This is a genomic window from Salinispora sp. CH2A1_6, from assembly GCF_056820975.1.
Genome location: NZ_JBXEDG010000012.1, coordinates 481,015 through 503,877, shown reverse-complemented (window position 1 = coordinate 503,877; position 22,863 = coordinate 481,015). Strand labels below are relative to the sequence as shown.

23 protein-coding genes are annotated in these 22,863 nt (G+C 71.8%); 10 read left to right on the top strand and 13 right to left on the bottom strand.

The genetic code is table 11. From position 1 onward, the window contains the following. The first annotated feature begins 7 nt into the window (after positions 1 to 7). The 3 genes from rpsR to dnaB all read left to right on the top strand — a co-directional run bounded on the left by rpsR (position 8) and on the right by dnaB (position 2,499). On the top strand, positions 8 to 247 hold the full coding sequence (gene rpsR, locus AC1UKG_RS17945; RefSeq protein ID WP_007073789.1) for a 30S ribosomal protein S18: 240 nt from the start codon (positions 8 to 10) through the stop codon (positions 245 to 247). Between the two features lie 14 nt (positions 248 to 261). Next, positions 262 to 708, top strand: a complete 447-nt coding sequence (rplI, locus tag AC1UKG_RS17940) for a 50S ribosomal protein L9 (protein WP_018733075.1) — start codon at positions 262 to 264, stop codon at positions 706 to 708. Between the two features lie 384 nt (positions 709 to 1,092). After that, positions 1,093 to 2,499 carry a replicative DNA helicase gene (gene dnaB, locus AC1UKG_RS17935; RefSeq protein ID WP_018745587.1) on the top strand — a complete coding sequence of 469 codons (1,407 nt, stop codon included), beginning with the start codon at positions 1,093 to 1,095 and terminating at the stop codon, positions 2,497 to 2,499. A 147-nt stretch (positions 2,500 to 2,646) separates the two neighbouring features. Here dnaB and AC1UKG_RS17930 read toward each other — a convergent pair whose 3' ends face one another. From AC1UKG_RS17930 to AC1UKG_RS17920, 3 genes are read right to left on the bottom strand one after another with little or no spacing between them, the layout of a single operon-like run. Further along, complete coding sequence (locus AC1UKG_RS17930) at positions 2,647 to 3,024, bottom strand: TFIIB-type zinc ribbon-containing protein (RefSeq protein WP_018745586.1); 378 nt, start codon at positions 3,022 to 3,024, stop codon at positions 2,647 to 2,649. Between the two features lie 19 nt (positions 3,025 to 3,043). Further along, positions 3,044 to 3,676, bottom strand: a complete 633-nt coding sequence (locus tag AC1UKG_RS17925; protein ID WP_018745585.1) for a phosphoribosyltransferase family protein — start codon at positions 3,674 to 3,676, stop codon at positions 3,044 to 3,046. Further along, a complete protein-coding gene (locus AC1UKG_RS17920) occupies positions 3,660 to 4,985 on the bottom strand; it encodes a glycosyltransferase 87 family protein (protein WP_018745584.1) in 1,326 nt (441 codons plus the stop codon). The genes AC1UKG_RS17925 and AC1UKG_RS17920 overlap by 17 nt, the downstream gene beginning before the upstream one ends. Positions 4,986 to 5,165: 180 nt before the next feature. Here AC1UKG_RS17920 and moaC point away from each other — a divergent pair, with 180 nt between their 5' ends. The 4 genes from moaC to AC1UKG_RS17900 are packed head-to-tail and all read left to right on the top strand — an operon-like array spanning position 5,166 to position 7,857. After that, on the top strand, positions 5,166 to 5,657 hold the full coding sequence (gene moaC / locus AC1UKG_RS17915; protein ID WP_026271520.1) for a cyclic pyranopterin monophosphate synthase MoaC: 492 nt from the start codon (positions 5,166 to 5,168) through the stop codon (positions 5,655 to 5,657). After that, a complete protein-coding gene (locus AC1UKG_RS17910) occupies positions 5,654 to 6,127 on the top strand; it encodes a molybdenum cofactor synthesis domain-containing protein (RefSeq protein ID WP_026271521.1) in 474 nt (157 codons plus the stop codon). The genes moaC and AC1UKG_RS17910 overlap by 4 nt, the downstream gene beginning before the upstream one ends. 54 nt (positions 6,128 to 6,181) lie before the next feature. Continuing rightward, positions 6,182 to 7,432 (top strand): molybdopterin molybdotransferase MoeA, encoded by a 1,251-nt coding sequence (locus tag AC1UKG_RS17905; RefSeq protein ID WP_018814597.1) that lies wholly within the window; start codon positions 6,182 to 6,184, stop codon positions 7,430 to 7,432. Continuing rightward, positions 7,429 to 7,857: a molybdenum cofactor biosynthesis protein MoaE gene (locus AC1UKG_RS17900; protein ID WP_018254968.1), complete on the top strand. Its 429-nt coding sequence runs from the start codon at positions 7,429 to 7,431 to the stop codon at positions 7,855 to 7,857. Before AC1UKG_RS17905 ends, AC1UKG_RS17900 begins: the two co-directional genes overlap by 4 nt. A 64-nt stretch (positions 7,858 to 7,921) precedes the next feature. On the opposite strand, the gene AC1UKG_RS17895 is transcribed toward AC1UKG_RS17900, so the two are convergent. Both AC1UKG_RS17895 and AC1UKG_RS17890 read right to left on the bottom strand, forming a co-directional pair. Continuing rightward, on the bottom strand, positions 7,922 to 9,358 hold the full coding sequence (locus AC1UKG_RS17895; RefSeq protein ID WP_475890226.1) for a glycosyltransferase 87 family protein: 1,437 nt from the start codon (positions 9,356 to 9,358) through the stop codon (positions 7,922 to 7,924). Positions 9,359 to 9,566: 208 nt separating this feature from the next. After that, entirely contained in the window at positions 9,567 to 10,112 is a 546-nt protein-coding gene (locus tag AC1UKG_RS17890; protein WP_026271523.1) for a DoxX family protein, read from the bottom strand. A 136-nt stretch (positions 10,113 to 10,248) separates the two neighbouring features. On the opposite strand from AC1UKG_RS17890, the gene AC1UKG_RS17885 reads away from it, so the two are divergent. After that, a complete protein-coding gene (locus AC1UKG_RS17885; protein WP_026325487.1) occupies positions 10,249 to 10,794 on the top strand; it encodes a GNAT family N-acetyltransferase in 546 nt (181 codons plus the stop codon). 57 nt (positions 10,795 to 10,851) lie between these two features. On the opposite strand, the gene AC1UKG_RS17880 is transcribed toward AC1UKG_RS17885, so the two are convergent. The 7 genes from AC1UKG_RS17880 to AC1UKG_RS17850 all read right to left on the bottom strand — a co-directional run bounded on the left by AC1UKG_RS17880 (position 10,852) and on the right by AC1UKG_RS17850 (position 19,656). Further along, positions 10,852 to 12,090, bottom strand: a complete 1,239-nt coding sequence (locus AC1UKG_RS17880) for an ATP-binding protein (RefSeq protein ID WP_018745576.1) — start codon at positions 12,088 to 12,090, stop codon at positions 10,852 to 10,854. Between the two features lie 237 nt (positions 12,091 to 12,327). Beyond that, entirely contained in the window at positions 12,328 to 12,840 is a 513-nt protein-coding gene (locus tag AC1UKG_RS17875) for an LppU/SCO3897 family protein (protein ID WP_018745575.1), read from the bottom strand. 80 nt (positions 12,841 to 12,920) lie between these two features. Continuing rightward, positions 12,921 to 16,109: a UvrD-helicase domain-containing protein gene (locus AC1UKG_RS17870; RefSeq protein WP_482642825.1), complete on the bottom strand. Its 3,189-nt coding sequence runs from the start codon at positions 16,107 to 16,109 to the stop codon at positions 12,921 to 12,923. Between the two features lie 61 nt (positions 16,110 to 16,170). Then, positions 16,171 to 17,421, bottom strand: a complete 1,251-nt coding sequence (locus tag AC1UKG_RS17865) for a metallophosphoesterase (protein ID WP_026271525.1) — start codon at positions 17,419 to 17,421, stop codon at positions 16,171 to 16,173. A gap of 13 nt (positions 17,422 to 17,434) precedes the next feature. Further along, a complete protein-coding gene (locus AC1UKG_RS17860) occupies positions 17,435 to 17,731 on the bottom strand; it encodes a MoaD/ThiS family protein (RefSeq protein WP_018745572.1) in 297 nt (98 codons plus the stop codon). A gap of 1 nt (position 17,732) precedes the next feature. Continuing rightward, positions 17,733 to 18,746 (bottom strand): GTP 3',8-cyclase MoaA, encoded by a 1,014-nt coding sequence (gene moaA, locus AC1UKG_RS17855; RefSeq protein ID WP_482643211.1) that lies wholly within the window; start codon positions 18,744 to 18,746, stop codon positions 17,733 to 17,735. Then, positions 18,709 to 19,656, bottom strand: a complete 948-nt coding sequence (locus tag AC1UKG_RS17850) for a fructosamine kinase family protein (protein WP_482642826.1) — start codon at positions 19,654 to 19,656, stop codon at positions 18,709 to 18,711. The genes moaA and AC1UKG_RS17850 overlap by 38 nt, the downstream gene beginning before the upstream one ends. Positions 19,657 to 19,906: 250 nt before the next feature. On the opposite strand from AC1UKG_RS17850, the gene mobA reads away from it, so the two are divergent. Beyond that, a complete protein-coding gene (mobA, locus tag AC1UKG_RS17845; RefSeq protein ID WP_018745569.1) occupies positions 19,907 to 20,530 on the top strand; it encodes an NTP transferase domain-containing protein in 624 nt (207 codons plus the stop codon). Continuing rightward, positions 20,527 to 20,820, top strand: a complete 294-nt coding sequence (locus AC1UKG_RS17840) for a DUF6457 domain-containing protein (RefSeq protein WP_482642827.1) — start codon at positions 20,527 to 20,529, stop codon at positions 20,818 to 20,820. The genes mobA and AC1UKG_RS17840 overlap by 4 nt, the downstream gene beginning before the upstream one ends. On the opposite strand, the gene AC1UKG_RS17835 is transcribed toward AC1UKG_RS17840, so the two are convergent. After that, positions 20,821 to 22,785 carry a beta-propeller domain-containing protein gene (locus AC1UKG_RS17835; protein WP_482642828.1) on the bottom strand — a complete coding sequence of 655 codons (1,965 nt, stop codon included), beginning with the start codon at positions 22,783 to 22,785 and terminating at the stop codon, positions 20,821 to 20,823. Between the last annotated feature and the right edge of the window lie 78 nt (positions 22,786 to 22,863).

The following is a 22,863-nucleotide window of genomic DNA, read 5'->3' as shown; positions in this document are numbered from 1 at the left end:
AAGGTCAATGGCCAAGGCTGCGGCACTTCGCAAGCCGAAGAAGAAGGTGAACCCGCTTGATAAGGACGGGATCACCTATATCGATTACAAGGACACTGCGCTGCTGCGCAAGTTCATCTCCGACCGTGGCAAGATCCGTGCCCGGCGAGTGACTGGCGTGACCTCGCAGCAGCAGCGGCAGATCGCCCGCGCGGTCAAGAACGCCCGCGAGATGGCGCTCTTGCCGTACACGGCGACGGCTCGCTGAGAGGAGGCGCCGACATGAAGATCATCCTGACCCAGGAGGTATCCGGCCTCGGTGCCCCAGGGGACATCGTGGAGGTCAAGAACGGCTACGGCCGTAACTACCTGCTGCCGCAGGGCTTCGCGATCGCCTGGACCAAGGGCGCGGAGAAGCAGGTCACGTCGATCAAGCGGGCCCAGTCGGCCCGCGAGATTCGCGACCTCGGCCACGCCAACGAGGTCAAGGGCCAGCTCGAAGGGCTGAAGGTGGCCCTGAAGGCCCGCGCTGGCGAGGGCGGTCGGCTCTTCGGTTCGGTTACCGCCACCGAGATCGTCGCGGCCGTCAAGGCCGCTGGTGGCCCGACGCTGGACCGCCGTCGGCTTGAGCTGCCCGGGCAGATCAAGTCGCTCGGCTCCTACCCGGTGCGGATCAAGCTGCACCCCGAGGTGACCGCCGCGTTCGACCTGAGTGTCGTTCAGGGCTGACACCCACCCCGCACCACCGGTCGGGCCCGCGCCGTACTCGGCGCGGGCCCGATCTGTATCCCGGCCCGAGTCTTGCTCGAGCTGTGTCCCAGTTTCTTTTATCCACAGGGTGTGGACGCCATTTTTCGAGCTCAGGCCGCTGTTGGCGGAAAGTCCTCCACAGTTATCCACAGGCTGTGCACAAGCTGCGCACATGCCTGCCCGCTGCTGTCCACAGGTTGTCCCGAGACTCGTCCACCGCTGCTGTTGAGGCACCCTCCTGGTCTTCCGTATGGTTGCCACCCGACCCGCCGCACGATGGCCCCCGATCGCCCTGCGGGTCGAGAAGGCCGTGACTCCGCGGTGAAGCCAGGACGATGAGTTGACGGTGTGAAGGGGGGAGCCGTGTCGGTCGCCGACGAGATGCCAGCCGAACCGCGTGCTGGCGGGCCGACATCGGTGCCGGTGCAGCGGGACGGCCAGTTCGAGAAGACCCCACCGCAGGACATCGCCGCCGAGCAGTGCGTACTGGGCGGGATGCTCCTCTCCAAGGACGCGATCGCCGACGTGGTGGAGATTCTCAAGAGCAACGACTTCTACCGACCCGTCCACGCCACCGTCTTCGACACGATCCTCGAGATCTACGGCCGGGGCGAGCCCGCTGACTCGATCACGGTCGCGGCGGCCCTGGCCGACTCCGGTGACCTGGTCCGGATCGGGGGCGCACCGTACCTGCACACCCTGATCGCCAGCGTGCCCACGGCGGCCAACGCCGCCTACTACGCCCGGATCGTCAGCGAGCGGGCCGTGCTCCGGCGGCTGGTCGAGGCCGGCACCCGGATCGTGCAGCTCGGGTTCGGCACCGGCGCCAGCGGCAGCCGGGACGTGGATGACGTCGTCGACCTTGCCCAGCAGGCCGTCTACGACGTCACCGAGCGGCGGGTCAGCGAGGACTTCGCCATCCTCGCCGACATGCTCCAGCCCACACTCGACGAGATCGAGGCGGTTGGCGCCCAGCACGGCATGATGACCGGCGTTCCCACCGGCTTCACCGACCTCGACCGCCTCCTCAACGGTCTGCAGGCCGGCCAGCTCATCATCGTCGCCGGGCGGCCCGGCCTGGGGAAATCCACGGCGAGCATGGACTTCGCGCGGAATGCCGCGATTCGGGCCAACCAGGCCTCGGCGATCTTTTCGCTGGAGATGAGCAAGGTCGAGATCGTCATGCGACTTCTCTCGGCCGAGGCCCGGGTGCCCCTGCACGTGCTGCGCAGCGGTCAGCTCTCCGATGACGACTGGACGAAGCTCGCCCGCTGCATGGGTGAGATCAGTGAGGCGCCGCTCTTCGTGGACGACACGCCGAGCATGAACCTGATGGAGATCCGGGCCAAGGCGCGACGTCTCAAACAGCGACACGATCTGAAGCTCATCGTCGTCGACTATCTCCAGCTGATGACCTCGCCGAAGCGTACGGAGAGCCGGCAGCAGGAGGTCGCGGACCTGTCCCGTGGCCTCAAACTCCTCGCGAAGGAGGTCGAGTGCCCGGTCATCGCGGTCAGCCAGCTGAACCGTGGCCCCGAACAGCGGACCGACAAACGGCCCCAGCTCTCCGACCTGCGGGAGTCTGGCTCCATCGAGCAGGACGCCGATGTCGTCATCCTGCTGCACCGCGACGACTACTACGACAAGGAGTCACCGCGGGCCGGGGAGGCGGACTTCGTCGTGGCCAAGCACCGGAACGGGCCGACCGACACCGTGACGGTGGCAGCGCAGCTCCACCTGTCGCGCTTCGTGGACATGGCGATCGTGTGAGTGGACCGGGCGATCGGATGCGCCCAGTCGGCTGACCACTCAGCGTCCGGAATAACCGCTGAGCGTCCGGAATGACCACTCAGCGTCCGGAAAGATCCCGGCCCGCGCTGCAGCGGCGGGGTCCTTCCGGACGCGCCGTACCGATGGTCAGCCGAGCAGGTCGCCCAGGAAGCCCTTGTGCCGCTTCCGCCGGTAGTGCCCGTGGTAACCGTAGTGCTGACCGTGGCCGCCGTAGGCCGGGGCCGGAGCCGGGGGGTAGCCGTGCGCGGGCGGCGGTGGGGGCGGCACGGTGCCGTAGCCGGGCTGCTGCGGCGGGGGCGGCGGGTACCCACCGGGCTGGTTGGGCTGGGCGGGCGCCGGAGCGGCCTGCTGCCGGTTCCAGTTAGCCTCCGCCTCGAACAGCTTCTCCAACTCGCCGCGGTCGAGGAAGATCCCCCGGCACTCGCTGCACTGATCGATGACGACGCCACTGCGCTCGTACTGGCGCATCTCGCCGTGACACTTGGGACAGGTGAGGCTCATCATCTGACCGTACCTGGTTGACCTAAGCGGTCGCGGTCAACGTGGCGGTCACGTCGTCGTCGGAGACCTCGTGGAAGTCGTCGTAGTAGGCGCTGACCGCGGTGAACTCGGTCGGGTGCTGCGGGCAGACAACCTGGTCGGCCTCGGCGGAGAGCAGCTCGTACGCCTCCTGCGAGCCGACCGGGGCAGCCGCCACCACCCGCCGGGCGCCGAGGTGGCGGGCGACCTGGACCGCGGTGCGGGCGGTGGCGCCGGTGGCGAGGCCGTCGTCAACGATCAGGGCGGTCCGGTCGGTGAGATCCAGCGGCGGGCGGTCGGCTCGGTAGAGCCGCTCCCGGCGGTCCAGCTCGGCCCGCTCCTGGCGGTCCACGTCGGCGATTTCCGCCGGGCTGAGCCGGCTGGCGATCCGCTTGTTGAGCACCTGGGCCCCGCCCGGACCGATCGCGCCGAACGCGACCTCGGGCGCACCGGGAAGGCCGAGCTTGCGGACGGTGATCACGTCGAGCGGGGCCTCGAGCCGGCGGGCGATCACCTCGGCCACGGGCACTCCGCCGCGGACCAGACCAAGCACGATGACATCGGGTTCACCGACGAGCGCGGTGAGCCGATCGGCGAGCGCCCGACCCGCGTCGCCGCGGTCACGAAAGGTGGTCATCTCTCAGGTGTACGCCGTGCGCGCCGGCTCCGTGGCGGGTTGCTGGATTCCGGCGGGCGAGTGCGGGGGCCCAGATCAGGAAGGCCAGGGGGTAGAGCAGATAGCCGAACCGGCTGGCGGGCATGAGCAGGAGCGCGACGAGGAGCCCGTAGCCGCAGATGAGCGACGCGGCGGCGGCCGTACGCGGCGGGCGGCGGGTGAGCCGCAGGGCGAAGACCAGCCCGACGGCGAGTAGCAGTCCGCCGGCGAGTAGCCGCCCGGCGGGCAGCCCGGTGGAGATCAGGTGGCCCGGGAGCGGGGACTGGGCCGGGCTGGTGACCAGGCCTTGGCCGAGCGGGAAGCGGAGCACGTTCTCGACCAACGCGTCGGGGTCGATCAGCAGGACGGGCAGCAGGGCGAGGACCGGTAGCCCGAGGGCGCCGGCGAGGACCCGCCGGCCGGACGATCGGGTGGCACCCCAGACGGCCAAGACCACCGCGACCGGCCAGGCGAAGAGTTTCAGCGCGGCGGCCAACCCCACGGCCGCTCCGGCCCGGCCCGGTTGACCGGCGGCGGCGAGGGTGAGCGCGAGCAGGCAGAGCGCGAGAACGGGCAGGTCATCGCCGCCGGTGGCGAGGGTGAGCGCGCTGACCGGCAGGATCGTGACGGCCTGTACACCGCGCAGGATGCCGTCGCCGGGCCGGTGTGGGTCGCGGGCCCCGGCTCGCCAGAGCGTGCGTCCGGCCAGCGCGAGGACGACGACGGTGGCGAGCGCGAACCACACCCGGGCGTCGGTCAACGCGGTGTCGACGATGGCGCGGGGCAGACCGAACAGGGCCATGCCCGGTTGGTACGGGGTGTAGCCGAAGAGCTGCTCGCTGGTGGGGAGCGCGGCGATCGCCTCGCGGCTGAGATAGGGGGTACCGGTCTCGATCAGCCGCCGCCCGGAATCCTCAATGACGATCACCTCCTCCTGCGCCCGGTCGGTGCGTCCAACGGCTCGTTCGACGCTCTGCCAGAGCACCGGCAGCAGCACGGTGGTGGCGGCGGCGAGCCCGGCGACCACCCAGCGGGTGGCGAGCCCGGTCAGCGGGGAGCCAGGGCGGCGCCGCCAGATCAGCAGCTGGGCGGTGACGGCGACGGCCGCGACGAGGTAACCGGCGGTGGCGACGCTGCCCCACGCGCGGTGCGGGGCGATGGTGGAGGTCAGGGTGGTGACTGCGGCGAACCCGGCCGAGGCGGCGTAGAGGGTCAGGTCGACGGCGAGGCCACCGGCGGCGTTGTCCAGGGCGGGCCACCCACGGCGTACCCCCGGAACGGCGCTGGTCACGCGGTCAGTTTTTCAGATCAACGGCGGCGGGTCAGGCGGGCTGGGAACGCCGCGGCGGTAGCCGGCCGACGGCTGGCGGGAAGGCGGACGACCGTACCGAAACCCACCGGACGGCTCCGTGCTGGCAGCTGCTCCAACCGGCGGCTCGGGCCCGGCACCGCAGTGGCTAGACTCGCCGTCGTGACGGATTCCGCGCAGCTCACCCACGTTGACGCGGCAGGCGCCGCCCGCATGGTTGACGTCTCCGCCAAGGCGGTGACCGGGCGGCTGGCCGTCGCCGCCGGCCGGCTCCGCACCACCCGTGCGGTCGTCGATCTCCTGCGCCGCGATGGGCTACCCAAGGGGGATGCGCTCGCCGTCGGCCGGCTCGCCGGGATCATGGGCGCGAAACGGACCCCGGACCTGATTCCGCTCTGCCACCCGATCGCCCTGCACGGGGTCGCCGTTGACCTGACCCTCACCGACGACACCGTCGAGATCACCGCGACCGCCCGGACGGCCGACCGTACCGGCGTCGAGATGGAGGCGCTCACCGCCGTCGCGGTCGCCGGCCTGGCCCTCGTCGACATGGTCAAGGCGGTCGATCCGGCGGCCACGGTGGACGGCGTCCGAGTCCTGCGTAAGGAGGGCGGAGCGACCGGTGAGTGGGTCCGCCCCGAGGACCGGCCGTGATCCGGGCGCGGGTGGTCGTCGCCTCCAACCGGGCCTTCGCCGGTGTCTACCGGGACACCAGCGGCCCGCTGCTCGCCGCCGGCCTGCGGGAGCTGGGCTGCGCGGTGGACGAGCCGGTCATCGTGGTGCCGGACGGTGATCCGGTCGGCGCGGCGCTGAGTGCCGCCGCCGCCGAGGGGGTGGATGTCGTGCTGACCAGTGGCGGCACCGGCATCAACCCGACGGACCGCACCCCGGAGGTGACCCGGGCGCTGCTCGACCACGAGATCCCGGGCATCGCCGAGGCCATCCGGGCGTACAGCCGGGACCGCGTGCCCACCGCGGTGCTGTCCCGGGGAGTCGCCGGTGTGCTGGGGCGGACGCTGGTGGTGAACCTTCCCGGCTCGACCGGGGGCGCCCGCGACGGGCTGGCCGTGCTCGGACCGATCCTCGCCCATGCTGTTGACCAGCTCCGTGGCGGGGACCACTGATCGGTTCGCGAACCAACGGGCAACCGGATGCCCCGATACTCTCGTCGGGTGAGCATGGAAGCCGCAACCGCCGACCCCGTCGCTCCGCCGCCACCCGCGGGCTGGGAGGAGGCGCGTTCCCGGGCGTACGCGGTGGGTCGAGCTGCCGCGCTGCCGGTGGTGAGTCGGCCGCTCGTTGACCTGGACGGGCACACCCTGGCCGAGCCGTTGGCCACCCGGACCCCCCTACCGGCGTTCCGCACGACCAGTGTGGACGGCTGGGCGGTGCGCGGCGCGGGCCCGTGGCGGATCGTGGGTCGGGTCCTGGCCGGCGGGGTTCCGGCGCCGCTGACCGAGGACGGCACCACCGTCGAGATCGCCACCGGTGCGATGGTTCCCGACGGCGCCACCGCGGTGCTGCGGGTGGAGGAGTCGAGCCGTACTCCGGATGGGTTGGTGGCCGGCACCCCGCGTCCGTCGCCCGAGTGGCGGCTGCCGGGGGAGGAGGCCGCCGCCGGAGAGGAGCTGTTTCCGGTCGGGACGCCCGTGGACCCGGCGGTGATCGGGTTGGCTGCCTCCTGCGGACACGACACCCTGCGCGTACGGCGGCAGCCGCGCGCGGCGCTGCTGGTCTTCGGGGACGAACTGTTGACGGCCGGGCCGCCCGGGGCGGGGCGGGTCCGGGACGCACTCGGTCCCGCCGTACCGTCGTGGCTGCGCCGGTACGGGGGTGCGGTGCGCCCCACCGACGTGGTCGGGCCGGTCGCGGACACCCTCGCGGCGCACGTGGCGGCGCTGCGCGACGCGCTCTCCCACGCCGACCTGGTCTGTACGACCGGCGGCACCATGCACGGCCCGGTGGACCACCTGCACCCCGCGCTCGAGGCGTTGGGGGCGGAATACGTGGTCAACACCGTCGCCGTTCGGCCCGGCTTCCCGATGCTGCTGGCCCGGGTGGTCGGCACCGACGGCCGGGTACGTTTCGTCGCCGGGCTGCCCGGTAACCCACAGTCCGCGATTCTCGCCCTGGCGTCGCTGGTCGCACCGCTGCTGGCCGGCCTCGCCGGCCGCCCGATGCCGGAGCTCCCGCAGGCGGTGCTCGCCGAGCCGATCCCCGGGCGGGGCGCCTTCACCCACCTTGCGTTGGTCCGGCTGGATCGCGCCACCGGAACCGCCCATCCGCTCCGGCACGTCGGCTCGGCGATGCTGCGTGGCCTGGCCGGAGCCGACGGGTTCGCGGTGATCCACCCCGGCACGACCGGCGAGCCGGGCGACCGGGTGCCGGTCGTGCCGCTGCCGCTGCTGCCCGGGGAGCGTGGGTCGTGACCGCCCCGACTGTGGCGTTCGGCGAGGTGACTGAGCGACCGCTGGATCTGGCCGCACACGAGGGCGCGGTGGCGGACCGGGCCGCTGGCGCGGTGGTGTCCTTCCAGGGTGTCGTCCGGGATCACGACCACGGCCGGGCGGTGGTCGCGCTGACCTATGAGGGGCACCCGAGTGCCGAGCGGGTGCTGCGCGAGGTCGCTGCCGAGATCGCCGCCGACCCCGAGGTGTACGCGGTGGCGGTCTCGCACCGGGTCGGTCCGCTGGAGATCGGCGAAGCGGCGCTGGTGGCGGCGGTCAGCACCGCCCACCGAGCCGCCGCGTTCGCCGCCTGTGCCCGATTGGTGGACGAGGTGAAGGCGCGGCTGCCGATCTGGAAGCGGCAGGTGTTCGCGGACGGCACCGAGGAGTGGGTGAACTGTCCCTGACGCCGTCCGGGGGCGAGGACCCCGGTCGTCGGTCGGTCGCCCGTCTTTGGCCAGCGATCGCTGGTCAGCGGCGGCTGGTCAGCGGCACGACCGGTCGGCCGGGACGCTCGCCGTAGAAGGCCGGCTCGGCCCCGGGGCGCCAGGGCAGCGCGGCGACCAGCACGATCAGCGCCAGGGCCAGCGAATTCTCCATCAGGGCGCCGAAGAGACCGTCCTGATAGTGCGACACCTCGGGCAGCTGGTGCTCGTACGGCCAGATCGGCGAGACGAGGAAGAGGAGATAGAGGGCCACGGCGGCCGCCCCGTGTCGGAGCCCGGTCAGCCTCGGATACCAGATCGGGGGGCGCAGACCGTTCACTCCGGGTAGGTCCTCCAAACCGGCCCGGGCGGCGAGCGCCCGGCTGGCGTCCCGGCGTCGGACGGCGGCGTCGGCGAGCACGATGATCGCGGGGATCACCCAGACGAGATGGTGTGTCCAGGAGATCGGGCTGATCACACTGGTGGTGAGCCCGACGAGGGTGAATGCCGTCAGCTCGTCGCCGTCTGCGCGGGCGTTGGCGGCCCGGGACAGACCGAGCGCGAGAACCAGGATCGCGAACGTGAACCAGAGTAGTCCCGGGGTCTCGATCGAGTCGTGGAGGCGGGCGAGCAGGCCGGCGAGCGACTGGTTGGGAGTCATGTCGGCGGCACCGACCCGCTCGGTCTGCCAGAGCACCCCGCCGAAGTAGGCCCGGGACTCGGGGCCGACAACGGCGAATGACCCGATCGTCACGGCCAGGCCGGTGCCGACGGCGGTGGTCGCCGCCCGCCACTGACGGGTGATCATGAGGTAGGCGACGAAGAGGGCGGGAGTCAGCTTCACCGCGGTGGCGAGGCCGATCCCGACGCCCGCCCAGGCGCCGCTGTAGACGAAGCGCAGCAGCGGCCCGTCGGTGGGGGCGACGTGGGTGCCTCGGCGGGATCGCCAGCGCAGACCGACCAGGTCAGCCATGACCAGTGCGAACAGCAGCAGATTGACCTGCCCGTAGCCGAGGGTTTCCCGAGACGGCTCGAGGGCGGCGGCGAGCACCGTCGCGAGCGCCACCGCATACCACAGGGGATAGTTGAGCCGGTCGGCGATCGGGCGGAGCAGCGCGGCGAGGACCACGGCCAGCGCGGCGACGCTCGCCACCGCGTTTACCAACCCGGCCAGCCCGACCGGAAGATGCGCCATCGGGAGCATGGCGAGCCCGGCGAAGGGTGGGTAGGTGAACCCAAGGGTCGTGTCGGGCGCGATGAACTCGTATAGCTCGTGGCCATTCGCCCACCACACCGCCGCGCCGTGATAGATCTTCAGGTCGAAGAAGTTGTACGGTCGCCCGAACGCGTCGACGGCGAGCCAGGCGGCGTATGCGACGACGGCCACGACTCCGATCCGGAGGATGGTCCTGCGATCGAGCCCCCGTGGGACGCGGGGAACCGGGGTGAGGCGACGCACCCGCCGACGGAGAGTCGTCGGCATTGAGTGACCACCCCCGTACCACACTCGTCCTAGCCGTCCTGGTCCGTTACGGAGCCTAGAACGGTCCCTCACGTTTCGCCTCCCGCGCTGTGGGACCGTGTCCGATCCCACACTGGTTTCGACATTTCCACCGGTTTAACGCCGGGTGGCGGTACGTCGGATTCGCTGTTTCTCCGACGAAGTGCGACGGGAGGGGAATCGACGCAGGTCAGCCAGGGAAGCGTCGAGCCGTCGCTGCCGATCGTACGGCGATTCGGGCCTGGCGGCGGGCGGTACGGACAGCCCGGGTTGCCCGACGCTGGGAGTGCCCGAGCCGCTGACCGGCCCGCCAGCGTAGCCCCGGCTTTCCTTCGGTGTCCGCGGCGGCCAGTAGGAGCCCACCGAAGAGGCCGAGGTTCTTCAGGAAATGGAGCTGGTTGTTGACCCGCACCGCCGGATCCGTGTTAGTCCAGAAGGGATGCCCGGCGATGGTACCCGGCAGCAGGGTGCCGGCCAGAAGCATCGCTGCCGGTCGGGTGAGTCGGCCGGTGGCGAGTAGTAGGCCGGCACCGAACTGTATGGCTCCATTGGCGCGGATCAGGGTCTCGGTATCGGTGGGGACGCCGGGAACAGCTCGTCGCAGCAGGGGTTCGACCCGGTCGGTCATCGGTTTGGCCGCGGGGGCGAGCCGGCCCGGTGCGGTGAGGCTACGGGCCCCCTCGACCACGAGGATGCCACTGAGCATGACTCGGGCGAGGGAGCGTACGGGTGTCATGGGTCAGTCATACCCCGTCGGAACCGTCGTCACCCTGGCAACCGACCGATCCGGATCGGTCGCCGCGGCCCGCCTGCCACGCCGAATCGCGGGACTGTCCCGGACGGGCCAGCGCCGGAGGGGTAACGTCCCCGGCGTGACCATCATCCGGCTACGGCCCGAGGAACCGGCAGATGCCGGTGCGGTTCGTCGGGTCCTCGCCGGCGCGTTCGCCCGTCCCGATGTCACCACCCCGCCCGAGGTCGGCCTGGTAGACGAGCTACGTGGCAGCACGGAGTGGCTGCCGGCGCTGGCCATGGTGGCCGAGTACGGGGGTGAGGTCGTCGGCTACGCGCTGCTCACCCGGGTGCGGGTTCGCTCCGACCACGATGACGTGGCCGCGCTCGTTCTCGGGCCGGTGGCGGTCGCCCCGCACCGGCAGCGCATCGGGCTGGGCAGCGCGGTGGTGCAGGCGGCCCTGGACGCGGCCGCCGAACAGGGTGAGCGCCTCGTGGTGGTGTTGGGGGATCCGGCCTTCTACCGGCGGTTCGGGTTCGGTCGGGCCGATCGGCTCGGCCTCACCAGCCCCTGGTCCGGGCTCGGCGAGCCCTGGCAGGCCCGGGTGTTGCCCTCGGTCGGTGGTGGCACGGGGCCGCCCGCTCCCGGCGAGGTGATCTTTCCGCCGCCGTGGTCGAAGGTGTGAGTCGACCGGGGAATGCGGCTGGCTCGGCGGGGCGCCGTCGGCTGGTGCGACCCCGGCCTACGTCGGCTGGGTGCGGAGGTAGCGGCCGAAGTGGGGCACCGTGAACGCCACCGTGCCGCGTTCGCCGGAGTAGATCAGACCCTTTTTGATCAGCGCGTCCCGAGCCGGGGAGAGACTCGCGGGTTTGCGCCCCAGCGCGTGGGCGATCTCGGCGGTCGGCACGGCGGCGTCCATGTCGTCCCGGGCCCCGTCGTCCGCACCGTCAACCAGGGAGCGGGTCGCCATCGCCCGCATGTATTCACGCTCGGCCGGAGTGGCTCGTTCGAACCGGGAACCGAAGAAACCCACCGCCAGCTCGGCCTCGGCGTCCGGCGCCGCCACCCGGACATCGGCGGCGGTGATCGGTGAGCGGGGTGCGTGGTCCCAGGTTGTCTTCCCGTACGCCTGGACGAAGTAGGGATAGCCGCCGGACTTCTCGTAGAGCAGGTCCAGCGCCTTCTGCTCGTACTCGATCTCCTCGCGCGCGGCGGGCGCGCAGAGCGCGTGGTCGGCGGCGATCCGATCGAGTCGATCGATGCGCTGGTAGCGGAAGAGTCGTTCGGAGTAGGACTTGGCCGCGCTGAGTACGGCCGGTAGGTGCGGCAGGCCGGCACCGACCACGATCAGCGGCGCGCCGAGTTGGGACAGCTCATGGCAGGCGGCGCAGAGCGCGGAGACCTCCTCCGGGGCGAGGTCCTGCATCTCGTCGATGAAGACGGCAATGCCGGTGCCGACGTCGGCGGCCACTGCGGCGGCGTCGGTCAGCAGCTCCACCAGGTCGATCTCGATGTCGCCGGAGTCGGCCCGCCCACTCGCGGCGGGGACATCAATGCCGGGTTGCCACCGGTCTCGTAGTCGGGGGGAGGCCCCGCCCCGACCGTTCGGGGCGGACCGTTGCGCGAAGGCCTTCAGGACACCGAGGAAAGCGTCGATGCGGTCCGGAGCGCGGTGCCGGGGGGTCAGCTCACGCACGGCCATGTGGAGGGCGGCGGAGATCGGGCGGCGCAGCGACTGGTCTGGCCGGATTTCGATCTTGCCGCTGCCCCAGAGTCGGTTGATGGCCTGCGACCGCAGCGTGTTGAGCAGCACCGTCTTGCCCACGCCGCGCAGCCCGGTGAGCATCAGGCTGCGCTCGGGTCGGCCGCGTGCGATCCGCTCCAGCACGATGTCGAAGACGTCCAGCTCGCGCCCCCGCCCGGCCAACTCGGGCGGGCGTTGCCCGGCGCCCGGAGCGTAGGGATTGCGGATCGGATCCACGCATCGGAGAGTATCGGGCTGTCTAGTAACAGGGCTAGATCTCGGTAGATGGGGCTACCGGCGTGTCGCGCACTCCGGATCGCCGCCGCCAAGCCGCCCTCGTGGAGGGCGCGGTGCCCGGCGGCGGGCCTCGAGTCAAATCTAGGTATATCTAGCTCCCGCGCTAGACAGCCCTAGGTGTGGAAATCAACCTCTTCGGCCGGTGTCTCGTTGGTTGTCGTCCCCGAGCTGCGGTGCTCAGCGTTGTTTCAGGCAGAGCACGAAGTCGAGGGTGTCCAGGTCGCTGTCGAAGAAGAACCAGTTGGTGTAGCCACCGACGGCGGAGCACTTCGCCGCGGCGTCCTCCTCCCCGGTGGTTGGTCCGTCAACGCGGAGCAGTACCTCGTACGTCTGTGGGCCACACTCGGTGATCAACAGCTCCGGCTTGCCGTCGGCGGGCCCGTCGTTGCGGACACACTGGCCGACCTCGACGAAGCGGGGGTTGGTGGAAGAATCTGGGGCCGCGGCGCCGGGCGTTGGGCTCGCCGACGTAGCTGGCCTGGCCGAGGAGACCGAGGCGGTGACGTCCGGGTCTGGGCCGGACCCCGATATCGCCGGTGCCTCGTCACCGCCGGTGCGGAACCAGAGAACCCCCGCCCCGGCCCCGAGGGCCAGGACCGCGACGATGGCGAGTACCGCGACCAGCGGTCCGCGGCGCCGAGGGGGGGACGGTCCGTCGCCGTGGCCGGCCGACGGGTGGTAGTCCGGCATGCGTATCCTCCTGCGGGGTGTGAGCGGCCGGACACTCGAGATCCCGCCGCCGTTGCCATCGTGGTGTGGCGGCTGTGATCTCAGATCAGGCGGAGTTGGCGGTCCTTGGGGCGGCGGGACTCCGGTTCCCCGAGGCGTTCGAAGAGACCCGGATCTATCGCGGACAAGAATGGAGAGGGCCGACAGTCGTACTCGGTGCCGTGCCGGAATCGCCGGGCGGCGTGGCTGAGGTAGAGCCGATCCTGCGCGCGGGTCACCCCCACGAAGAAGAGCCGTCGCTCCTCGGCGACCGCGTCGTCGTCCGGCTCGCTGCCGGGCCAGCGCAGCGGCAACAGCCCGTCCTCGGCGCCGACCAGGAAGACCACCGGGAACTCCAGCCCCTTGGCGGCATGCAGAGTGAGCAGGGTGATCGCCTGCGCGCGTGGATCGAGCGCGTCCACCTCCGCCCCCGTCGTCAGCTGGGACAGGAACAGGTCCAGGTCGTCGCCGCAGCGTTGGGCCAGTGGGGTGAGCAGGTCGACCGCCACCCGTACGTCGGCTGGCCCGGCGCTGGCCGAGCCGTCGAGGGTGGGGGTGGCGAACCGTTGTGCGACCACCTGTCCGGCGAGCCGCACCCGAGCCGGCAGACCGCCGTCAACGCCGGCGGTGTGCCGCAGCTCCCGGGCGATGTCGGCGACGCCGGGGCGGTCGCGGAGCCGGTCGTGAGAGCGTTTCTGCACCGGGATGTTCGCCCGGGACAGCGCGTCCACGATCGGTGCGGCCTGCGCGTCGGTGCGATAAAGCACCGCGATGTCGGAGAACGAGAGCGTGGTCGTGGCGCCGTCGATCCGCCCCGAATCCAGCGAGCGGTGCGACAGTCCACCGACCAACTCGTCCACCGTACGGGCGACGAAGGCGGCCTCGTCGGCGACGGAGGTGGCCGCGTACCGGCCGAGCAGTGGGGCCTCCGGGTCGAGTCGGGCCGGGTCCAGCCGGCGGCCCCGGACCAGCGACGAGGGGGCGATCGCCTGTACCGCGGCGGCCAGAATCGGTGCCGACGAACGGTAGTTGCGGTTCAGCCGGACCAGCCGGGCATCGGTGAAGTCCTGCGAGAAGCGCAGGAAGTAGTGGACATCTGCCCCCCGGAAGGAGTAGATCGCCTGGTCCGGGTCACCGATCGCGCAGAGGTTCCCGTCGGCGGGGCAGAGCAACCGGAGGAGCTCGTACTGCACCTCATCAACGTCCTGGTACTCGTCAACGAAGATCCACTGCCACCGTTCGCGACAGGAGTCGGCCAACCGCCGGTCGGCTCGCAGCAGGGTCAGCGGCAGGGTGAGCAGCTCGTCAAGGTCGACCAGGTCCTGCTTGCGGAGCAGCGCCAGGTAGGTGTCGTCGTCGTCGCCGGCCTCGGCGCGGGCGGCGGCACGGTCCGCGTCGTCGGCGATCCGGAAGTCCGCGGGCAGGCCGGCGGCCGCATGGTTCTCCCGCAGGAGCTGTAGGCCGACCGAGTGGAACGTGCCGACGGTGACGTCCTCGGCGACCGGCCCGAGTAGCCCGTCGAGTCGGTGCCGCAGCTCCTCCGCCGCGCGCCGGGTGAAGGTGATCGCCAGGCAGCGCTCCGGGAAGACGTTCAGCTCCGCGCAGAGGTACGCGATCCGGTGCGTCAGCGTACGGGTCTTGCCGGTGCCCGGACCGGCCACGATCAGCAGCGGCCCGCCGGGCGCGGACGCCGCCACTCGCTGCATCGCGTCGAGCCGGTCGAGTAGGCCGGTGCCGACCTCCTCCATCCCGGACAGCATCGGCTCGAAGGGCTCGTGCGGCGAGGGGGGTGGCGCGATCGGCGGCGAGGGTGGGCCGGCCCGCCTCGGCTCCGGCTTCGACGCCGGGCGGCGGGCCTTCGGCTTCGGCGTCGGCTCCGCGGGCCGGCGCGGCGCCGGCACGGCGGGTACGTCGAAGAGCGTCTCCTGCGCCGCCGCGCCCCCGCCGGGGCGGAGTTCGGTCGGGTCGAAGAGGGTGATGACGCCGTACTCGCCATCGAACCCCGGCACCCGGCGGACCTCGCCCTGGCGCAGCCGGCGGATGCCCTCGGCGAGGAGTTCGCCGCCGACCCGGTCGATCTCCGCAAGCGGTGTCCGGGTGAGGATCTCCAGCTCCGGACCGAGCGCGGCGATCAGGTCGTTGAGTTTGCCCGCGACCTTCTTGGATCGCGCTCCCACCGAGTTGATCTCACCGAGGAGTTCGGCCAGTGGCACCAGGTGGGTGACGTCCCGGGCGTGCGCCGGCCGGTGCCCCGAGGGGCGGTCGGCCAATTCCTCCACCCGGCTGAGGACCCCGACGGTCAGCGGCTTGCCGCACTCCGGGCAGCGGCCGCCGGCCGCCCGGGTCTGTTCTGGTGCCCAGTTGACGCCACAGAGTCGGTGGCCGTCCGCGTGGTACTTCCCTTCTTCCGGGAAGAACTCGATCGTCCCGGCCAGGCCGTCGCCGGTCCGCAGCGCCTCCCGGATGGCGAAGTAGTCGCGGGCGGAGGTGAAGACGGTCGCCTCTCGGGCCAGCGCGGGCGGGGAGTGGGCGTCGGAGTTCGACACCAGCTGGTAGCGGTCGAGGCTGCCGACCCGCCAGTTCATCTCCGGGTCGGAGGAGAGGCCGGTCTCCACCGCGAAGATGTGCTCGGCCAGGTCGGCGTAGCAGTCGGCGATCGCGTCGAAGCCAGACTTGGAGCCGAGGGCGGAGAACCACGGGGTCCAGATATGCGCCGGTACGAGGTAGCCGTCCGGGCTCGCCGTAAGAGTGATCTCCAGCAGGTCGCGGGAGTCCAGACCGAGGATCGGCCGTCCGTCCGAGCCGAGGTTGCCGATCCGCCCGAGCGCCGTGTTGAACCGGGCAACCGCCGCCAGGTCCGGTAGGTAGACCAGGTGGTGTACCTTGCGCGTCCGGTCGTCGCGTTTGTAGATCGTGGAGATCTCGACGCTGAGCATGAACCGTACCGGGGTGTTCTCCGCCTGGTCGGCGAGGCGTGGCGGTAGCTGGCGCGCGATCTCCCGCTCGGCCTCCGGAGCGAGCCGGTACAGGCCCGGCTCCGCCGGCTGCAGGGTCTCCCGGAGGTGGTCATACCAGGCGGGGTGGGTGAAATCGCCGGTGCCGAGGACGGCGACGCCCTTACGCCGAGCCCACCAGGCGAGGTTCGGCAGAGTGAGATCACGGCTGCACGCCCGCGAGTACTTCGAGTGGATGTGCAGGTCCGCGACGAAGGATGGGAGGCCACCGGGGGGTGCGGCGTTGATCGGAGGCACGAGGCATCTTGCCATGAAGCCCGCGTCCTACGCTCGCCGCCACGCGCTCACGTGAGCTGCACTATGTCGAACGCAGCTCGACGAGGGTGACCTGTGGCTCGGCGCCAACCCGGACCGGGGGCCCCCAGAAGCCGGCGCCGTTGGTCACGTACACCGTGGTGCCGTTGACCTCACCGAGGCCGGAGACCACCGGCTGCTCGAGCTGCACCAGATAGTTGAAGGGCACCATCTGCCCACCGTGGGTGTGCCCGGAGAGCTGCAGGTCAACACCGTGTTTGGCAGCCTCGAACGCCGCGACCGGCTGGTGGGCGAGGAGTACCACCGGTCGGGTCGGGTCCCGGTCACCGAGGGCGGCGGCGTAGTCCGGCGGGCCGGCCACCCCGGTGCCGGCCGCATCGGCGTCGTTGACCCCGGCCAGGTCGAGCGCCCCGCCCCGGGCCTTGATCTCCACCCGGTGGTTCTGCAGGACCCGCAGGCCCAGGCGGTCCACCTCCTGCACCCACTCCTCCACGCCGGAGTAGTACTCGTGGTTGCCGGTGACGAAGTAGCTGCCGTGTCGGGATCGCAGGTCGCGTAGCGGTGCCGCCGCCTCGCCCAGCTCGGCGACGGAGCCGTCCACCAGATCGCCGACGACCGCGACGAGGTCGGCGTCCAGCCGGTTGATGGTGGCCACGATCCGTTCGGTGTGCGCGCGCCCGAGCAGCGGGCCGATGTGGATGTCGGAGACGGTGGCGATGCGGAGGCCGTCCATGCTCCGGGGCAGCCGGGCCAGGGGGACCTGCACCCGGTCCAGCTGGGGTGGGCCGAGGGCGGTGCGCACGCCGTAGCCGGTCAGGCCGGTGGCGGTGAGTCCGGCGAAGATCGCCGCCCCGCGCGCGAGGAGTAACCGGCGGGACGGATCGTGGTCCGGCTGCCCGCCGGCGGGCGGGGCGGTGGCCGGCGGCTCGGCCGACCCGCCGGCCGTCACCAGGGCGGGTTCTGGGGCCGGGGCGGTGGGCGTGGCGGCGGCCATCCGGCGGCGTAGCACCAGCCGGGCGACCACCATCGGTAGCTCCAGGGCCACCAGCAGGACCAGCAGGTAGAACAGGACCGCGAGCCAGAGGTAGCCCGGCCAGGCGAGCCAGTGCACCCCGGCTTGGGTGCCGACCATCGTGGCTGGGGCGAGCACCGCGAGCACCAGCATGGTGACACCCCCGACGCGTCGTGGGAGCCCCGGCCGGGTGGTGTCGCGTACCAGCCGCTTCCAGAGGTAGAGGTGGACCAGGCCGGTGAGCAGGGCCATGGCGGCGACGAACCCCAGTACCACGAACAAGGTTGTGCCTCCCTCAGCCACCCGCGAAGGGGGGCAGAACATCGATCGTGGCGCCCGCGGGCAGCGGTGCCCGCCGATCGTGCCAGTTCACCCCGTCAACCAGGAAACTGGCAACGCTCAGTACCGCGTGGAGCCGCTCGCCGTGTCGGTCGGCGATGTCGGTCAGGACCGTGTCCAGCGAATGGCCGGCGGGCAGGTGCTCCTCAGCGCATCCGGCCGCCGCCCGGGCCCCGGCGAAGTAGCGGATCGTGAGCGTCGTGGTCATCCGGTCGGGCTGGGCGTCGGTCGCTGGCCCCCGCAGGTCGGACATGTCAGCCTCCGATCGCGGACATCGAGCGGTCGGGTTGCAAGAACCCCGGGTCGTCGATGCCGTGGCCAGCCCGTTTACCCCACATCGCGGCCTGCCAGCGGCGGGCGAGCTCGTCGTCGCCGGCCCCGGCGCGGAGCGCTCCGCGCAGGTCGGACTCGGTGCTGGCGAAGAGGCAGTCGCGGACCTGACCGTCGGTGGTGAGCCGGGTACGGTCGCACTCTCCGCAGAAGGGGCGAGTGACGCTGGCGATCACCCCGACCCGGGCCGGGCCGCCGTCGACCAGCCAGGTCTCGGCCGGTGCCGCGCCCCGGTGGGCGGGGTCCGGCACCAGGGTGTGTTCGGCCCGGAGCAGGGTGAGGATCTCGTCGGCGGTCACCATGGTTGACCGGTCCCAGCCGCGTTGGGCATCCAGCGGCATCTGCTCGATGAAGCGCAGCTCGTAGTGGTTGTCGAAGGCGAAGCGCAGCAGCGCGGGCGCCTCGTCCTCGTTGATACCGTGAATCAGGACTGTATTGATCTTGACTGGGGTCAGCCCGGCCCTGGCCGCGCCGGTCAACCCGGCGAGCACCGCATCCAGTCGGTCCCGTCGGGTCAGCCGGACAAACCGCTCCCGGTCGAGGGTGTCCAGCGAGACGTTCACCCGGTCCAGGCCAGCGGTACGCAGGGCCGGTGCCAGCCGGTCCAGACCGATGCCGTTGGTGGTCAGCGAGATGCGCGGCCGGGGGGCCAGCGCCGCGACCGCCGCGACGATGCCGACCAGGCCGGGCCGGATCAGCGGCTCACCACCGGTGAACCGCACCTCGGTCACACCGAGGCGCTGCACCGCGATCCGGATCAACCGGACCACCTCGTCGTCGTCGAGTAGCTGCGGCCCGGCGAGCCAGGGCAGCCCCTCCGCCGGCATGCAGTAGGTGCAACGCAGGTTGCACTTGTCGGTCAGGGAGACACGCAGGCTTCGGGCGACGCGGCCGTGCCGGTCAACGAGGACGCCAGCGGTCGGTCGGGCGGCGCTCACCTGTTGACGGTAGCGCGTTCGAGGCGCGCAGGGCGTTCCGGGCGGTGTGACCTACCGCTTCGCGGTAGGACGCACCGAAGATCGCGGTGTGTACCAGCAGCAGGTGGAGTTGGTGTAGCGGGATCCGCTCCCGCCAGCCGTCGGCCAGCGGCCACGTCTCGTCGTAGGCGGCGCGGATCCGGTCCAGGTGCGGTGCGCCGCCGAAGAGCGCGAGCTGTGCGAGGTCGGTCTCCCGGTGGCCACCGTGCGCTGCCGGATCAACCAGCCAAACCCGGTCGTCGCTGCTCCAGAGCAGGTTGCCCGGCCAGAGGTCACCGTGCAGCCGGGCCGGCGGTTCGTCGCCGTCGAGGGTGGCGGCCCGATCGGCGACCTGCTCGACCAGCTTCCGCTCCGTCGGGCCGAGTGCGCCGTTCTCGACCGACATGCGCAGGTACGGCAGGAGCCGGCGCTCGACGAACCACCGCGACCACGGGCCCTCGTCCGGGGTGTTGTCCGCCGGTAGCGTCCCGATGAAGCCCGGCCACTCGGCGCCGAAGGCCGGGGCGCCGGCCCGGTGCAGGGCAGCCAGTTCCCGGCCGAACCGCTCGGCGGCCCCCGGTTCGGGCTCGTCGGGCTCGACCCACTCCAGCGCCAGCAGGTTGGGCAGTGCCACGATCACCTCCGGTACGGCGACCGCGTCCGCCTCCTGTAGCCAGCGCAGCCCCGCCGCCTCGCTGGCGAAGAAGTGCCCCGGCTGGTCTTCGGGGGCCGACTCGGGCCAGGCCTTCGCGAAGACCGAATGCCCGTCGTCGAGGGTGAGCCGGGTGGCGGTGCAGCTACTGCCGCCGGCGACCGGTGTCTCCCGGATCCGTTGGTGGGTCCGGAAGGTCGGCAGGTGCTCCGGGTGGGCCCGCAGATACGCCAGATCCATGGGTCGGACGGTAGTGGTTGGGGGCGGGTCGAGGGCAGCGGAGGCTGAGAAGTCGCCGCCACCAGCGCAATTACCCACCGTAGCTGTGAATGGACCGCGTGTCGTCCACAGGGGTGGACGGCGGTCAGGGCGGAGTACCGCGTGGTCGTGGTGGTGGGCGGTCGGTGCGGGCGGCGGGATCAGCCCTCGATGGGCCGCTGTTCGCGCAGGTGGGCGTGGGGCCGGCGGGCTCGGTCGGTACCGTAGCCGGGTGCGCAGGTACGCGGCGGTGGTGCTGGCCGGGGGTGCGGCCCGACGGATGGACGGCGTGGACAAGCCAGCCCGGCCGGTCGGTGGCCGTCCGATGCGGGACCGGGTGCTGGCCGCGGTCGGCGACGCCGCACCGCGAATCCTGGTGGGCCCGGCGGCCGGTGCGCCGGCCGACGTGCTGATCACCCGAGAGTCACCGCCGGGCGGGGGGCCGGTGGCCGCTGCCGCGGCCGGGCTGGCCCTGCTGCCCGCCGAGGTGGAGCTCCTCGCCCTCCTCGCCGCCGACCTGCCGCTGTTCACGCGGGACGCGGTCCGGGAACTACTGGGCCAGCTCGACGGCGAGCGGGGCGGGAGCCAACCGGCGGGTCCCGGCGGGATTGACGGGGTGTGTTTCGTGGACGACACCGGGCGGCGGCAGCCGCTCTGCGGAGTGTGGCGGGTCGCCCCGCTGCGAGCCGCGTTCACCCGGCTGGCCACCCAGCGTCCCCTGGCCGGGGCGTCACTGCGGGCTCTGCTGCACGGGTTGGCCGTACGCGAGGTGCCGTGGCGTGGAGATGGCCCCCCACCATGGTTCGACTGTGACACTGACGAGGATTTACGCCGGGCAGAGGAGTGGGTGCGATGACATCGATGGACGACTGGGTGACGGCGGTCTGCACCGAGCTCGGCCTCGACCCGACTCGGGTGCCGGTGCCAGCGGTGCTCGACCTGACGCGGGAGGTGGCGCATCAGGTACTGCGTCCCGGCGCGCCGGTCGCCGCCTACCTGGTGGGGGTCGCGGTCGGCGGGGGCGCGGAGCCGACCGCCGCCCTGGCCCGGATCAATCAGTTGGCCGCCGACTGGCCGATCGAGCTGGGTACGGCGGGTGAGCCCGGAACGCCGAACAACCAGGCCCACCCGCCGGGCCAGAGCTGATCAGCTGTTCGGCAGCCAGGCCAGACTCTGCCCGGTCGTCGGGTCGGTGGCCCGCAGGCCCGCGTCCGACACCGTCCAGAGGGTGTCGCCGACGAGTAGCGAACGGGTGATGCGCCCACCCGCCGGGTGGGTCACCTCGCCCTGGTCGGTGAGGGTGTCCCCGGAGACCCGCAACAGCCGCAGGCCGGCGTTGACCGGGACAGCGAGTAGCCCGGTGCTCGGGTCGTACCGGAAGGCATGCGGGTCGTGCTCGGCGACGGACCAGGCGTCCGGGCGGTGCCAGCGGTCCAGCCGGAGCGGTTGGGTCGGGTCCCGCACATCGAAGAGCGAGACCTGGACCCCCTGTGTGCGTCCGTCGAGGTCAGCCTCCTGCCCGATGCCGAGCAGCCGACCGTCCGCGACCGGGTGTAGGTAGGCCGAGTAGCCGGTGATCTTCAGTTCCCCGGTGACCCGGGGGGCGGCGTGGTCGCTCAGGTCGAGCGCGTAGAGCGGGTCGGTCCGCCGGAACGTCACCACGTACGCGGTGTCACCGAGGTAGCGCACCGAGTAGATCCGCTCCCCCGGGCCCAGGCCGGTTACCGCACCAGTCCGGGTCAGCACCTCGCCCTGTCGACGCAGCACGTGGATGCCGGACTCCGAGCTGCGCTCGTCCTGGCTCGTGATGGTGGTGGCCGCCCGGCTCGTGGTGGTGGCGTCCTGGCCTGTGGTGGCCGTGAGCTGGCCCGTGGTGGTGGTGGTGGTGGCGACGCGTAGGTGGCCCTGCCACTGGGACAGGGCGTACTGGTTGATCAGCCGGCCGGGCACCGAGCCGGCGGCGACGTACCGGGGGCGACCGGCGGCGGTGGTGTCGAACTGGTAGATGTCGGTGACCGACGCGCCGACCGGGTCGGGCCACCGGCCCGGAGTGGGCGATGCCGCCAGCTGTCGCTGGCCGGCCAGATAGAGGCTGTCGCCGGTGCTGTAGACGGTGTCCGCGTCGGCGGCCACGCTGACCGGGGCTCCGTCGGTGAGCCGGTCAGCCGTGAGGTCGAAGCTGAGCACGGTCAGCACGGCGGAGCCGGTGCCGGTCTGTGGGCGGCTGAGTCGGTCACAGCCAACCCGACCGCTCCCATTGTCCGCTCCGGCCGTCCACTCGTAGGCCGGTAGCCATGCCTCGATGCCCGCGGCGCTGACCGCGGCCCGGTTCGCCTCCTCGCGGGCCGCCTCGTCGGCGGCGGGCAGCTCTGGGAAGGTCACCTGGGGATAGGACTGGACCACCACCCGGACCGTGTTCCTGGTCTGTCGGGCGTCAAGGGTACGACCGCTGATGTCGTATGTGCTGAGCAGCCGGGGCGGGCCACTCAGGTCGACCAGGTGGAGCCGGGTCGCGGCGGGCAGGTTCGATCCGGGTTGCGGCGCGGCGATGTCCTCGCGGCCGAGGCCGGCCGCGGGGAGGACCATCGGTGCCGCGTCGGTGAGGACCATCGCGTGATCGCCGGCCAGGAGCAGGTCGTGCCGGGCCCAGTGGCGCTGGTCGGGGCCGTCGTTGAGGTCCAGCCGCCCGGTGAAGCGGTGGGTGGTGGGGTCGGCGACTCGGAGGACGCCCTGGCTGATGGTGACGATCCGCTTCCCGTCGGTCTTGACCAGGTCTGGCTCGTCAACGCCGGGCTCGTACCCGTTGGTGAGCGAGTGTTCCCCGGCCGGCTCCGACGCGGCGGTGTTGCTGGTGGCGTCCTGCGCTTCCAGTCTGCCCCGTTGCTGGGGCGCACCGTTGGTGAGCCCCCACGGGCCGACCTCGGCTGTGGTCGCGGCGCGCAGTTCGGCCAGCGCATCGGCGCAGGAGTCGAAGGAGACCAGCTGTAGTGGTGACTCGGGCCCGGCCGGTGGCGTCTTCGGTGCCGGTGACCGGGTCGCGGCGGCGCTCCCCGCGAGCAGGAGGAGTGCGAGCAGCGTACCCGCGACAAGAGTGGGACGGCGCGATGTCATGCCCCCTCCGACGCCGCCGGCCGGCCCGTGGTTCCGTGCGGCTCGCTGCCGTGCCGTGCCGTGCCGTGCCGTGCCGAG